Below are 12613 nucleotides of genomic sequence, written 5' to 3'. Positions count from 1 at the left end.
TTTCTTCAGACGGCGGTTGCCGGGGCTTTGGCCCGGGTCACTCGGTCCACCAGATATACCAGGCCGTGGTAGTCGATTCCCCCATGTTGCGTCAGACCGATCTCACAGGTGCGGCTGGTGGAAATCCCTTCGCTGCACTGTTGCACCGCATCCTTGAGGGTACGTAGCGAGTGGCTGTTGAGCTCCGGCGTGGTGAAACCCTTGTCGCCGGCGAAACCGCAGCAGTGAATGCCTTCCGGGATCACCACTGTCTTGCTGCATTTGCGCGCCAGGTCGATCAGCGCCTGGCTTTCCCCAAGATGCTGAGTGCTGCAGGTCACGTGAACGGCAATCGGTGCCTCCTGCGGAGTGAACTCGAGACGATCCATCAGATGCGTACGAATGAATCTCACAGGGTCATACAGATCCAGGCGAACATTTACCACATCCTGCACCAGCCGCAACGTGCAGGGGCTGGTGTCGCAATAGATCGGATCGAGCCCGCCGCGACTGGCCTGGAGCAATGCGCCGATCAGCTCCTGACGCTTGTGTTCGGCCTGTTCGGCATAGCCCTTGGACGCGAAGGGCTGGCCGCAGCAAAGGTTGTCCAGATTGTCCGGGAACACCACCTGATAACCGGCTTTCTCAAGCAAGCCACGGGTTTTGTCGTACAGCGACATCTGCTCCTTGTCGCCCGCCGCCGGCCCCATCACCCGCGAGACGCAGGCCGCCAGATACACGACGCGCGGGCGTTCATCCGATACGGCCGGGCTGAAGCGAATGGCTTTTTCCGGCTGCGGCATCGCGTTGGTCCACAGCGGCACCTGACCTTTGGACAGCCGCGTCAGGGTGGCCGAAAGCTTCGCCAGGCGCGGTGCTCCCAACAACATCCGCGCACCGTTGGCCACATGCAGGGTGAAACGCGCGCCTTGCAGGGTGGTGGCGAAATTTCCTTCGATCAAATTGGCGGTTTTCGTATGCGTGGCGTGACGACCGCGAAGCTTTTTCACCAGCTCGCCGGTGTTGATGCCTACAGGGCAGCGTTGCGCACACAAACCGGTCGCGGCGCAGGTATCGATGCCTTGGTACTCGTAGGCTTTTTCCAGTTCGGTGGTGTCGATTCCGGCGCGCTTTCGCGCCTGAATATCGCGCCAGATCACGATGCGCTGGCGCGGGCTCAGGGTCAGACCTTTCGAAGGGCAGACCGGCTCGCAGAAACCGCACTCGATGCATTTATCCACAATCTCGTCGGCCGCCGGCAGCGGTTTCAGGTGCTTGAGGTGGATCTGTGGATCTTCGCTGAGCACCACGTCCGGATTGAGAATGCCGTTGGGGTCGAGCAGGCGTTTGAGCTGCCACATCAATTGATAGGCGTCGCTGCCCCATTCCAGTTCGACGAAGGGCGCCATGTTGCGCCCGGTGCCGTGTTCGGCCTTCAGCGAACCGCCGAACTCCACGGCCACCAGTTGCGCCACGTCGTCCATGAACGCTTGATAGCGTGCGACTTCTTCCGGGCTGTTGAAGCCTTGGGTGAAGACGAAGTGCAGATTGCCTTCCAGCGCGTGTCCGAAAAGGATCGCTTCGTCGTAGTGATGTTTGTCGAACAGCTCGATCAGACGGTTCACGCCGATGGCCAATTGTTCCACCGGAAAGGTCACGTCTTCGATGATCACCGTGGTGCCGGTCTTGCGCATGGCGCCGACGGCGGGGAAGGTATCCTTGCGGATCGCCCAGAGGCGGGCGTTTTCGACTGGGTCCTCGGTGAAGTCGATCTGCTTTTCCACCGGGAAGCCGCTGAGCGAAGCCATGATCTGCGCCAGTTGCTCCTGCAGCAAAGTGGAAGAGGCGGCGCGGGATTCGATCAACAGAGCGCAGGAGTTGTTCGACAGCTGCTGTACGAAAGCCGGCATGCCGGGTTTATTCTGGACCGAGCGCAGGCTGCGGCGGTCGAGCAGTTCCACGGCGGACACCGGTTGGCTTTTCAGAACGGTGACGGCGTTGCAGCAGGTCTCGACGTCCGGGAATACGATCAGCGCCGACGCCTTGTTCGGGTGGTCGATCACTGTGTCGTAAGTCACCGCGCTGATGAAACCCAACGTACCTTCGGAACCGACCAGCAAGTGGCTCAAGATATCCACAGGCTCATCGAAATCCACCAAGGCGTTGAGCGACAGGCCGGTGGTATTTTTCAGACGGTATTTGTGGCGAATTCGCGCGGCGAGTTCGGCATTGGCGCGGGTCTCGCGGCCCAATGTTGCCAGACGTTCCAGCAATTCACCGTGGCTGACTCGAAACGCCTCGACGCTGGCGGCATCTTCGGTGTCGAGACGTGTGCCGTCGGCCAGCACCAGACGAATCCCGGCCAGCGTGTGATAGGTGTTTTGCGCAGTGCCGCAGCACATGCCGCTGGCGTTGTTGGCGACGATGCCGCCGATCTTGCAGGCGTTGATCGAGGCGGGATCCGGGCCGATTTTGCGTCCGAATGGCGCGAGCCATGCGTTGGCCTGGGCACCGATCACGCCCGGTTGCAGGCGGATTTGTGTGCCTTGTCCTCGGATCTCCCGGGCGTTCCAGTTATCCCCAAGCACGATCAGCACCGAATCACTGATCGCCTGGCCGGACAGGCTGGTGCCGGCGGCGCGGAAGGTCACCGGGACCTGATCGCGCTGGGCCAGTTTCAACAGTGCCACCACTTCATCTTCGGACTCTACGCGGATCACCAGTTGCGGAATCAACCGGTAGAAGCTGGCATCGGTGCCGAAGGCCAGTGTCGACAGCGGATCGTCGAAGCGACGCTCGGCAGGAATCAGTTGCTGCGCATCGCGCAGGAAAGTCGCCGGTAAGGTCATTGGTCCTCCAGGATCAAGACCACCAGGTCTTTCGGGCCGTGGGCGCCGTAGGCCAGGACTTGTTCGATGTCGGCGGTCTTCGACGGGCCGGACACCAGCAGCGCGTTGGTCGGCATGCCTTGCGCCCACTCGAATTCCTGCTGCACCTGATAGAAGTTGTCGCGGATCTGGCTGGCCTTGAGCAGGGCAAAATGCACCGGCGGTACCAGGCTCATCAGCCGTGGTTCTTCGCGGGTTGGCCAGAGAATCAGGCTGCCGGTGGCGGCAATCGCGCCGAGGGTGCCGGTGAGGCTGGCCGGGGTGTCGTTGAACAACTCGGCTTTCCACTCTTCCATCGGCCGGTCGTAGGACTTCAGCGTCGGCAGATCAGAATTGTTCGCCCAGTGTTGTGTGATCCGTTGCCCGTGGGGCGTAGTCGGTGCGATCAGCAGGCTTGGCAACTGGCGGTCGCGCAGCAATTGCGCCAGCAGTGCCGGCCACGCATCAGCGGACGTCAGGTGGATTTCGGTGTGCACTGCTTCCATCAGTTTGCGCAGTTGCGGGATTCGTTGTTCGGCGCTGTAGGTGTAAGGCTGGGTCACCAGATCGACGTCGAAGTTGTCGGCAATCGGCGTGGTGCCGGTCAGGCTTTTCCGTAACTTGCCGAGGATGTTTTGCTTGGCGCTCATCAACGGTCTCCTTGTTTGGCCAGGTGTTCGCGAGCCATGTCATGCAATGAGCGGGCGGCGGGTTTCGGCGCGCTGTGATTTTGTGTCCAAGGGCCGACATTATTTGGCGTCAGCGCGCGCAGGCGTGTGGCAAAAAACGCAAACAGTCGATACAAGGTCGGCGAGCTGTTGAGCTTCGCCCAGGCGTTCCAGATGAAGCGTTCCTTGCGCGAATATTTGCTGCCCTGGCCGCGCATTACTTGATGAGGACTGTCGGGGGCTTTGACGTTCTCTTCGCGTAGGCGGCGCAGCAGTGCGGGGATCGGAATCTTCACTGGACACACTTCACCGCAGGCTCCGCACAGCGAAGAAGCGCTCGGGTGATCCGGGACTTTCGCCAGACCAACCATGTGCGGGGTGATGATTTTGCCGATCGGGCCGGGGTAAACCTCGCCGTAGGTATGGCCGCCGACGCGGGTATAGACCGGGCAATGATTCATGCACGCACCGCAGCGGATGCAGTTCAATGTCTGACGCAGTTCGCTGTCGGCAAACGCCTGGCTGCGACCGTTGTCGAGCAACACCAGATGCACTTCCTGCGGGCCGTCGAGTTCGTGTTCCTTGCGCGGTCCGGAGATCATGTTGACGTAGGTGGTGATCGGAATGCCCAGCGCCGAGCGTGTCAGCAATGACAGCAGCGGCACCACATCGCGCAGATTTTCCACGACCTTTTCGATGCCGGTGACGGCGATGTGCACCGGCGGCACGGTGGTGGTCATGCGGCCGTTGCCTTCGTTTTCCACCAGCAGCAGGGTGCCGGTTTCGGCCACGGCGAAGTTGACACCGGAGACGCCGATGTCCGCTTCGAAGAATTTCTGCCGCAGGACTCTGCGACCGATCTGAATGAGTTGGTCAACGTCCTTGGTGTATTCCACGCCAAGTTTGTCGTGGAACAAGGACGCGACCTGACCGGCATTCTTGTGGATTGCCGGCATGATTATGTGTGAAGGCTTCTCGTGGTCGAGCTGGACGATGTACTCCCCCATGTCGGACTCCAGACATTCAATGTCCCGAGCCTCGAGGAAATGGTTCATCTCCATCTCTTCACTGACCATCGATTTGCCCTTGATCACTTGCCGCGCCTCATGAGCGCGGATGATCGAAAGGACGATGCCATTGGCCTCGTCCACCGTTTCCGCCCAGTGCACTGTCACACCGTTGCGGGTCAGGTTCTGTTCCAGTTGCTCGAGCAGGTCGGGCAACTTGGAGAGCGCGCGGGCACGGATCGCATTGCCCAGTTCACGCAAGTGTTCTCTTTCGTGGGCATCACTGAAAGCCGCTGCCCGCTTGGTCATCAATGAATCCATCGCGGTGCGGAAGTTGTTCCGTAACTGCGAATCGCCCAGGGCATTGTGTGCCCGGGTGCGGAAATCTTCTTCTACGGCAACCGTAGGAATAATCGTGGAAGTGCTCATCGCGCACCTCCGGTTCGTTGCCAAAGAAAGCTCGCCAGGTGTTGCCCGCGCAGCGCTTCCTTCTGTTTTTCCAGCGAGCCGTTGATGTTCATCAAGCAGCCGCAGTCGGCACTGAGTACCTGATGCGCGCCGGATTCCTTCAACGCTCGGGTCTTGTCAGCCACCATCGCGCCGGAAATGTCTGGCATACGGACGCTGAAGGTCCCACCGAAGCCACAGCATTCGCTTTCATGGTCGTGATTGACCCGTTCCACGTTGCTCAACTGCGCCAACAACTCGCGGCCGTGCAGGTGGGTGTTCATTTCCCGTCGCGCCGAACACGAAGTGTGCAGCGCCACTTTGACCGGCTCGCCGCTGTCCTTGAGCTGCACCTTGCAGACGAACAGCAGAAACTCGGCCAGCTCATAGGTGCGGGCCGCGAGGGCCTGAACCTGTTTCAACGTTTCCGGCTCGTCCTTGAACAAGTCGGCGTAATGCTCGCGGATCATCCCGGCGCACGAACCCGACGGCACCACCACCGGATAGTCCCCGGCAAACAGCGCCAGTTGCGAGCGCGCCACCGTCCGTGCCTGCTCGGTGTAACCCGAGGTGTAGGCCGGTTGTCCGCAGCAGCTCTGCCCTTGCGGGTAGTCGACCCGGATGCCTTCGCGTTCCAGCAAGTGGATCGCGTCCATCCCGGCTTCCGGGTAGAACAGGTCGACCACGCACGTGCCGAACAGGTAGACCTGCGACGGTTTCTCGCTGGGGTATTGCCGGGGTTCGGGCAGTGGCGGTGCGACGCGAGTGGCGTTGGGCACAGCGTTGTAAAAAAGCTCGCTCATCAGGCGTGTCTCCGGGTGGGCCCGGTTATCCGTCTGTTGAGGCTGCCGAATATAGAGCGCGTTGCTTTCAGCAGCCTTACAGACCGGGTTGTGAATTGCTGACGCCGGAATCACGAACCGGCGTCGGTTATTTCCATGTCGCTTGTAGTCTTAATGCACCAGCATGCCGGTGAACCAGTAGGCCTGAGCCAAAGTGATCAGGCCGACGATCGTGGCAAAGAATAGGCTGTGCTTGAGGGTGAAGCGGAACAGATCGGATTCCTTGCCCACCAGACCGGTCGCGGCGCAGGCCACGGCGATCGATTGTGGCGAAATCATCTTGCCGGTCACGCCGCCGCTGGTATTGGCCGCCACCAGCAGGGTGTCGTTGACCCCGATCTGGTGCGCGGTGGTCGCTTGCAGCGAACTGAACAGGGCGTTGGACGAGGTATCGGAACCGGTCAGGAACACGCCGAGCCAGCCGAGGAACGGCGAGAAGAACGGGAACGCCGCGCCGGTTGCTGCCAGTACCAGAGCCATGGTCGAAGACATGCCGGAATAGTTGGTGACGAAGGCAAAGGCCAGCACCATGCCGATCGACAGAATCGGCCAGCGCAGTTCGTAGAAAGTCTCTTTCAAAGTGGTCAGACCAGTTTTGAAGTTGATCTTCAGCACCAGCATCGAGATCAGCGCGGAGAAGAAAATCGCCGTGCCCGTCGCGGAAATCGGATCGAGTTTGAACACGGCCGGGATTGCAGTCGGGGCGGCAACGATCGGCGCGGTCTTGATCACCAGTTGATCCAGGTGCGGAATCGCGAAGTTGAACACCCAGGCGTACATCGAGCCGCCGGCGGCGAACATGGCCTTGAAGGGCTTGAGGGTCCAGATGGTCACCAGCACGGTGAGGATCAGGAACGGCGACCACGCCTTGAAAATTTCCCCGAGGCTGTAAGGCGAAGCGACGGTGGTGCGCTTCTGACCGAAACCGCCGACGCTGGCAGTTACCACCGAAGCTGAAACAGCACCGGCAATGTGTTGGCCGGCGGCACGTTTCGGCTGCCAGACCTTCAGGAACAGGGTCAGCGAAATCAGGCTGGCCAGGGCCGACGTGATGTCCGGCAGTTCCGGGCCGATGAAGTTCGAAGTGAAGTATTGGGTGACGGCAAAGCTCAAGCCTGCGACCAGCGCCGCTGGCCAGGTTTCACGCACACCGCGCAGACCGTCCATCATGAACACCAGCCAGAACGGCACGAACAGCGACAGCAGCGGAAGCTGGCGGCCGGTCATGGCGCCGATCTTGAACGCATCGATGCCGGTGACTTGTCCGGCCACGATGATTGGAATCCCCAGTGCGCCGAACGCCACCGGTGCGGTGTTGGCAATCAGGCACAGGCCTGCGGCGTACAACGGGTTGAAGCCGAGTCCCACCAGCAGCGCAGCAGTAATCGCCACTGGCGCACCAAAACCGGCGGCACCTTCGAGGAATGCACCGAAGCAGAAACCAATCAGCAGCACCTGCAGGCGCTGGTCATCGGTGATCGACAGCACCGAGCTGCGGATGACCTCGAACTGACCGCTCTTGACCGTCAGTTTGTACAGGAACACCGCCGCCACAATGATCCAGGCAATCGGCCACAGACCATAGGCGAAGCCATAACCGGCGGCGGCGAACGCCATGTCGACCGGCATCTGGAACGCGAAGATCGCCACGGCGATAGCCAGGGCGAGCGTGATGGTGCCGGCCACGTGACCTTTGAGGCGGAACACCGCCAGGGCGAGAAAGAAGAAAACGATGGGGATGACGGCCGCGAGCGCGGACACGCCGAGACTGCCGAGCGGGCTGTAGAGCTGTTGCCAGGTTTGCATATGGGGTGGCCCCTAATTGTTGTTGGTCAGGCACTGTCAGCGTTCTTGGTTAATTGGTAAGACCAATTTACAATCGCTGTTGGCTAGGGTAAAAGCCTTGATATCGGTGTGTCAATTTGCCGCCCTAAAACTTTTGTCGAATCACCGGTGCAGAGCTCGATCTGATCCGGTCGCCCAAGTGTCATCTGGCAGGTGTCGGCAACGCGTCGATAGGCCAGAATAGAGAGCCCGGCGAGCGGTCGGGATGGTGGAGAGTTGAGTGATGGGGTTTGATCAGATACGTCAGCGCCGCTTGTCTGACGACATTGTCGAGCGACTGGAAGGAATGATTCTCGAGGGCACGCTGAAGTCCGGCGAACGTCTGCCGGCCGAACGGGCACTGGCGGAACAGTTCGGCGTTTCCCGGCCATCGTTGCGTGAGGCGATTCAGAAACTCGCGGCCAAGGGCTTGCTGGTCAGCAAGCAGGGCGGCGGCAACTATGTCGTGGAAAGTCTCGGTTCGACGTTCAGCGATCCGCTACTGCAATTGCTGGAAAGCAATCCCGAAGCGCAGCGCGATCTGTTGGAGTTTCGCCACACACTGGAGGCATCGTGTGCCTATTACGCGGCATTGCGCGCCACCGATGTGGACCGCGAGCGGCTGACGGCTGCGTTTGAAGAGTTACAGGACTGCTATTCGCGTCACGATGAAGTGAGCCGGGCGGAAGAGGGCGCGGCGGATGCGAAATTCCACTTGGCGATTGCCGAAGCCAGTCATAACGCGGTGTTGCTGCACACCATTCGCGGGCTGTTCGATCTGCTCAAGCGCAACGTGGTGACCAACATCGGTGGCATGTACAAGCAGCGCACGGAAACCCGCGACATGCTGATCACACAGCATCGGGAATTGTATCTGGCGATTATCGAAGGGCGCGCGGAACAGGCGCGTGAAGTGTCCAGCCGACACATTTTGTATGTGCAGGAAGTGCTGGAAGAGGTGCGTCAGGAAGTGCAGCGCATGGCTCGCGCCGAGCGACGCAAAGGGATGTAAGCATGACCGTTCCCGTGCCGGGCGCGGGAACGGTCATTCAGGCAGAAGAATCAGTCTTCCTTGCCCTTGTTGCGCACCGCACGCTGCAACTCGCGACCGGCGTCGCGTTCGCGTTCGGTATCACGCTTGTCGTATTCCTTCTTGCCTTTGCCCAGTGCGATCTCGCACTTGACCATGTGCTTGCTCCAGTACCAGGACAGGCACACGCAGGCGTAACCCTTTTGCTGCACGGCGGCGGCGAGCTTGTCCAGCTCGCGGCGGTTGAGCAGCAATTTGCGGGTACGCACCGGGTCGGCAATGACGTGGGTGCTGGCGGTCATCAGAGGCGTGATGTGGCTGCCGAGCAACCAGGCTTCGCCATCCTTGAGCAACACGTAACTGTCGACCAGTTGCAGTTTGCTTGCCCGCAGACTTTTTACTTCCCAGCCGGCCAGGACCAGACCAGCCTCGAACTTGTGCTCGATGAAGTAATCGTGTCGCGCCTTTTTGTTTTGCGCGATGGTCCCTGTTGGGTGTTTCTTCTGTTTAGCCATAGGGGCGGCATTATATGGAGATAAACGGCTGTCGGCTACGGTGATGCTGCGTGCTTGAGCAGGTTGAGTGAATCCCGGACAATGCGGCCTCTTTTTCTAACGCTTGGGCGTGATAAACGATGTCGACAGACAAGGTTTCTGTCCACGGCAGTTGGGCTAGCCGCTGGGTTTTCATATTCGCCGCGACCGGTTCGGCCGTGGGATTGGGCAGCATCTGGAAATTCCCCTACATGGTCGGGGTCTACGGTGGCGGCGCCTTCGTGCTGATGTTTCTGGCGTGTATCGCGCTGATCGGCATTCCGGTGATGCTCGCCGAAACCCTGATCGGCCGCCGTGCCCGTCAGAGTCCGGCGAATGCCCTGAAGGTGCTGGCGCTGGAGGCCGGGCACTCGGGCAAGTGGTCGTGGGGTGCGTTCGCCGGGATGATTACGGCGCTGCTGATCCTGTCTTTCTACAGTGTGGTCGGCGGCTGGTCGCTGGATTACATCATTGATATGGGGCGCGGGGACTTCCAGGGCGCGACGGCCGATCAGGTCGGGGCGTACTTCGGTAATGTCATCGCCGATCCGTGGCGCATCACGCTGTGGCACACGGTTTTCATGCTGTTGTCGGCCGTAGTAATCGCCAAAGGCGTGGTTGCCGGGCTCGAGCGCAGCCTGCGGATCATGATGCCGTTGCTGTTCGTGATGGTGCTGGTGTTGCTGGGTTACAGCATGACCACCGGGCATTTCATGGAAGGCGTGCACTTCATGTTCGACTTCCACCCGGAAAAAGTCCTCGACGGCTTGCTGCCGGCCATGGGCCACGCGTTCTTTTCGCTGAGCGTGGGTGTGGGCTCGATCATGATCTACGGCGCCTACATGACCAAGGAAGCTTCGCTGTCCGGCACGGTGGTCGGTGTGGCGCTGCTGGATACCTTCGTTTCGCTGGTGGCCGGTCTGGCCTTGTTTCCGATTGTGTTCGCCGGTGGTTTGAACCCGAGCGAAGGCCCGGGGCTGATGTTCGTCAGTCTGCCATTTGCTTTCGGTAACGTGCTTTTCGGCCAGTTGATGGGCGTGGTGTTCTTTGTTCTGGTGGCCATTGCGGCCTGGAGCTCGGCGATTTCCCTGCTGGAGCCGATGGTCGCCTATCTGGTCGAGCGGACTAAAATCAGTCGTGCCTGTGTGACATTCTGGTTGGCGTTCACCTGCTGGTTCGTCGGCCTGGGCACGGTGTTTTCCTTCAATATCTGGAAGGAAGCCAAATTTTTCGTGAACGATGGCGGGGTGTTCCATCTCTACCAATGGGGTGCGGCCGGTGGTCTGGACTTCTTTGGTGTGATCGACTTCTTCACCTCGCGGATCATGTTGCCGCTCGGCGGGCTGTGCTTCGTGCTGTTTGCCGGTTGGGTGATGGGGCGTGAGGCGGTGCGTGACGAATTGTCGATTCGCAGCCCGGCGCTGTTCGCCCTGTCTCTGTTCTTGATGCGCTATGTGGCGCCCATCGGCATTCTTGTAGTGTTTGCCGCCCAGCTTTGGAAGTGACGCTTACATGACGACACATATTCAACGATCGGCGCTGCTGCCTTACCCGGCGCAATTTCTCTACGACCTGGTCAATGACGTGGCGCGTTACCCCGAGTTTTTGCCGTGGTGCTCGTCTGCTGAAGTCCTGGAAAGCTCGCCTGAACATATGCGCGCCAGTGTAGGCGTGGCCAAGGGCGGCCTCAGCCAGCACTTCGTGACGCGCAATACGCTGGTGCCGGGGCAGTCGATTGAGATGAATCTGGAGGAAGGTCCTTTCAATCAGCTGCACGGCGTCTGGGTGTTCAAGGTCTTGAACGAGAAAGCCTGCAAGATCAGTCTGGATCTGTCCTTCGACTATGCCGGGCCGCTGGTCCGTGCGACGCTCGGTCCTTTGTTCAATCAGGCGGCCAATACGCTGGTGGATGCGTTCTGCCAGCGTGCCAAACAGATGCATGGTTGAGCCGGTGATTGAAATCGAAGTGGTGTATGCCGCCGTTGATCGTCAGGTGTTGCGTGTAATCAGCGTTGCCGAGGGTACGGCAGTGCGTGCGGCGCTGATGGCGTCCGGGATTGATGCTGAATTTCCGGGGCTGGATCTGAAGGGCTGTCCTTTGGGGATCTTTGGCAAAGTGATTGCTGATCCGGATACCCGACAGGTTCAGGAAGGCGATCGCATCGAAATCTATCGGCCACTGTTGGCTGATCCGAAAGAAGTGCGCCGTCTGCGTGCCGCCAAAGCTGCCGAAGCCAAGGCGCGAAATCAGTAGGCTGGCCAAGCGGCAGGCAATAAAAAACCCGGAATTTCCGGGTTTTTTATTACGTCGCAAATTATTGCGGCGAGGTGTCCAGCGGTTCTGGCGTTGGAACCGGAACGGTTTCCACACCATCGACGTCCTTCTGGATCTGATCCAGCAAGGAGCCTGGCTTGGCCGGTTTTTCCGGTTTCGGCTGCTCGACGTTTTCAGCAGGGGCGGTCACGCTGGTGCCACTGTCCTTGCCGAGAATGGCTTCGTCACGACTGACGCCCGGCATGAAGTCACCGGACAGGCTGACAAGCTGGTCATTCGAGTCGAAAATGACACTCATGCGTTCCTGCTGGCGTTCACCGCCACCAGGTTGCAGGCTGTACAGATAATCCCAGCGGTTGGCATGGAACGTGTCGACAAGCAGGGGGTTGCCCATGATAAACCGTACTTGCGGCCGGGTCATTCCCGGGCGTAACTGGTCTATCATGTCCTGCGTGACGACATTGCCCTGCTGGATGTCGATTTTGTAAACCCCGGGGAATGAACAACCGGCGAGTGCGAGCAGTCCCACAAAGGTGAAACTGGTTAGCAAGAGCTTGGTGTTTTGCATCGGTGGGCGACTTCCACTATCTTGGCTGGGACAACGTAAACGCCGATCATACCCGCATTAAGAGAAGCTGCGAAGCAGCATCGCGAGAAAGCTGACCATGGTTGAAAATAGCGAACTACGCAAAGCCGGCCTCAAAGTGACCCTGCCACGGGTCAAAATCCTGCAAATGCTCGACTCTACAGAGCAGCGTCACATGAGTGCCGAGGACGTCTACAAGGCGTTGATGGAAGCTGGCGAGGACGTCGGTCTGGCCACGGTTTACCGTGTTCTGACCCAGTTCGAAGCGGCTGGCCTCGTGGTCCGTCACAACTTCGACGGCGGCCACGCTGTATTCGAATTGGCCGACGGTGGCCACCACGACCATATGGTCAACGTGGAATCCGGTGAGGTCATCGAATTCGTCAGCACCGAAATCGAAAAACTCCAGAAGGCAATCGCCGAGGAGCACGGTGTCGAGTTGGTGGATCACAACCTGGTGCTGTACGTACGCAAGAAAAAGTAAGCATGTCGCGCGAATTTCAGGTTCGCGAAACGAGCGAAGGCGACCCAAGGGTCGCCTTCGTGCTTTCTGCG

At 59.7% G+C, this 12613-nt stretch carries 12 protein-coding genes; 5 read left to right on the top strand and 7 right to left on the bottom strand.

Annotation, left to right across the window (positions count from 1 at the left end):
- Nucleotides 1–5: 5 nt before the first annotated feature.
- From AC1Q9F_RS09440 to AC1Q9F_RS09420, 5 genes are all read right to left on the bottom strand, one after another.
- On the bottom strand, nucleotides 6–2828 hold the full coding sequence (locus tag AC1Q9F_RS09440) for an FAD-binding and (Fe-S)-binding domain-containing protein (RefSeq protein WP_492619489.1): 2823 nt from the start codon (nucleotides 2826–2828) through the stop codon (nucleotides 6–8).
- The gene (locus AC1Q9F_RS09435) at nucleotides 2825–3496 is read right to left on the bottom strand and encodes a LutC/YkgG family protein (RefSeq protein WP_492619490.1); all 672 of its coding nucleotides are present in this window, start codon (nucleotides 3494–3496) and stop codon (nucleotides 2825–2827) included. Before AC1Q9F_RS09435 ends, AC1Q9F_RS09440 begins: the two co-directional genes overlap by 4 nt.
- Nucleotides 3496–4950, bottom strand: a complete 1455-nt coding sequence (locus AC1Q9F_RS09430) for a LutB/LldF family L-lactate oxidation iron-sulfur protein (RefSeq protein ID WP_096818796.1) — start codon at nucleotides 4948–4950, stop codon at nucleotides 3496–3498. Before AC1Q9F_RS09430 ends, AC1Q9F_RS09435 begins: the two co-directional genes overlap by 1 nt.
- A complete protein-coding gene (locus AC1Q9F_RS09425) occupies nucleotides 4947–5771 on the bottom strand; it encodes a (Fe-S)-binding protein (protein ID WP_492619491.1) in 825 nt (274 codons plus the stop codon). The genes AC1Q9F_RS09430 and AC1Q9F_RS09425 overlap by 4 nt, the downstream gene beginning before the upstream one ends.
- Before the next feature lie 150 nt (nucleotides 5772–5921).
- Nucleotides 5922–7616, bottom strand: coding sequence for a lactate permease LctP family transporter (locus AC1Q9F_RS09420; protein WP_492619492.1), 1695 nt, complete (start codon nucleotides 7614–7616; stop codon nucleotides 5922–5924).
- A gap of 262 nt (nucleotides 7617–7878) precedes the next feature.
- Between AC1Q9F_RS09420 and AC1Q9F_RS09415 the strand changes: the two genes are divergently transcribed.
- Entirely contained in the window at nucleotides 7879–8646 is a 768-nt protein-coding gene (locus tag AC1Q9F_RS09415; RefSeq protein ID WP_007953782.1) for an FCD domain-containing protein, read from the top strand.
- 50 nt (nucleotides 8647–8696) lie between these two features.
- Here the strand turns inward: AC1Q9F_RS09415 and smpB are convergent, their stop codons facing one another.
- On the bottom strand, nucleotides 8697–9179 hold the full coding sequence (smpB, locus tag AC1Q9F_RS09410; protein ID WP_007953781.1) for an SsrA-binding protein SmpB: 483 nt from the start codon (nucleotides 9177–9179) through the stop codon (nucleotides 8697–8699).
- A 119-nt stretch (nucleotides 9180–9298) separates the two neighbouring features.
- Here smpB and AC1Q9F_RS09405 point away from each other — a divergent pair, with 119 nt between their 5' ends.
- The 3 genes from AC1Q9F_RS09405 to AC1Q9F_RS09395 are packed head-to-tail and all read left to right on the top strand — an operon-like array spanning nucleotide 9299 to nucleotide 11451.
- A complete protein-coding gene (locus AC1Q9F_RS09405; RefSeq protein WP_492619493.1) occupies nucleotides 9299–10702 on the top strand; it encodes a sodium-dependent transporter in 1404 nt (467 codons plus the stop codon).
- 7 nt (nucleotides 10703–10709) lie between these two features.
- Nucleotides 10710–11144 (top strand): type II toxin-antitoxin system RatA family toxin, encoded by a 435-nt coding sequence (locus AC1Q9F_RS09400; protein WP_016986510.1) that lies wholly within the window; start codon nucleotides 10710–10712, stop codon nucleotides 11142–11144.
- Nucleotides 11137–11451 (top strand): RnfH family protein, encoded by a 315-nt coding sequence (locus AC1Q9F_RS09395; RefSeq protein ID WP_492619494.1) that lies wholly within the window; start codon nucleotides 11137–11139, stop codon nucleotides 11449–11451. The genes AC1Q9F_RS09400 and AC1Q9F_RS09395 overlap by 8 nt, the downstream gene beginning before the upstream one ends.
- A gap of 61 nt (nucleotides 11452–11512) precedes the next feature.
- On the opposite strand, the gene AC1Q9F_RS09390 is transcribed toward AC1Q9F_RS09395, so the two are convergent.
- The gene (locus tag AC1Q9F_RS09390; RefSeq protein ID WP_179692684.1) at nucleotides 11513–12040 is read right to left on the bottom strand and encodes an outer membrane protein assembly factor BamE; all 528 of its coding nucleotides are present in this window, start codon (nucleotides 12038–12040) and stop codon (nucleotides 11513–11515) included.
- A gap of 97 nt (nucleotides 12041–12137) precedes the next feature.
- On the opposite strand from AC1Q9F_RS09390, the gene fur reads away from it, so the two are divergent.
- A complete protein-coding gene (fur, locus tag AC1Q9F_RS09385) occupies nucleotides 12138–12542 on the top strand; it encodes a ferric iron uptake transcriptional regulator (RefSeq protein ID WP_007953774.1) in 405 nt (134 codons plus the stop codon).
- The last annotated feature ends 71 nt before the right edge of the window (nucleotides 12543–12613 follow it).

It is taken from the genome of Pseudomonas sp. GW823-FHT04A03 (assembly GCF_058796615.1).
This window is presented reverse-complemented; position numbering and strand designations above follow the sequence as displayed.

Coding starts and splice junctions, on each gene's coding strand:
- AC1Q9F_RS09440 (WP_492619489.1), bottom strand. CDS start 2,828: ATGACCTTACCGGCGACTTTCCTGCGCGATGCGCAGCAACTGATTCCT.
- AC1Q9F_RS09435 (WP_492619490.1), bottom strand. CDS start 3,496: ATGAGCGCCAAGCAAAACATCCTCGGCAAGTTACGGAAAAGCCTGACC.
- AC1Q9F_RS09430 (WP_096818796.1), bottom strand. CDS start 4,950: ATGAGCACTTCCACGATTATTCCTACGGTTGCCGTAGAAGAAGATTTC.
- AC1Q9F_RS09425 (WP_492619491.1), bottom strand. CDS start 5,771: ATGAGCGAGCTTTTTTACAACGCTGTGCCCAACGCCACTCGCGTCGCA.
- AC1Q9F_RS09420 (WP_492619492.1), bottom strand. CDS start 7,616: ATGCAAACCTGGCAACAGCTCTACAGCCCGCTCGGCAGTCTCGGCGTG.
- AC1Q9F_RS09415 (WP_007953782.1), top strand. CDS start 7,879: ATGGGGTTTGATCAGATACGTCAGCGCCGCTTGTCTGACGACATTGTC.
- smpB (WP_007953781.1), bottom strand. CDS start 9,179: ATGGCTAAACAGAAGAAACACCCAACAGGGACCATCGCGCAAAACAAA.
- AC1Q9F_RS09405 (WP_492619493.1), top strand. CDS start 9,299: ATGTCGACAGACAAGGTTTCTGTCCACGGCAGTTGGGCTAGCCGCTGG.
- AC1Q9F_RS09400 (WP_016986510.1), top strand. CDS start 10,710: ATGACGACACATATTCAACGATCGGCGCTGCTGCCTTACCCGGCGCAA.
- AC1Q9F_RS09395 (WP_492619494.1), top strand. CDS start 11,137: ATGGTTGAGCCGGTGATTGAAATCGAAGTGGTGTATGCCGCCGTTGAT.
- AC1Q9F_RS09390 (WP_179692684.1), bottom strand. CDS start 12,040: ATGCAAAACACCAAGCTCTTGCTAACCAGTTTCACCTTTGTGGGACTG.
- fur (WP_007953774.1), top strand. CDS start 12,138: ATGGTTGAAAATAGCGAACTACGCAAAGCCGGCCTCAAAGTGACCCTG.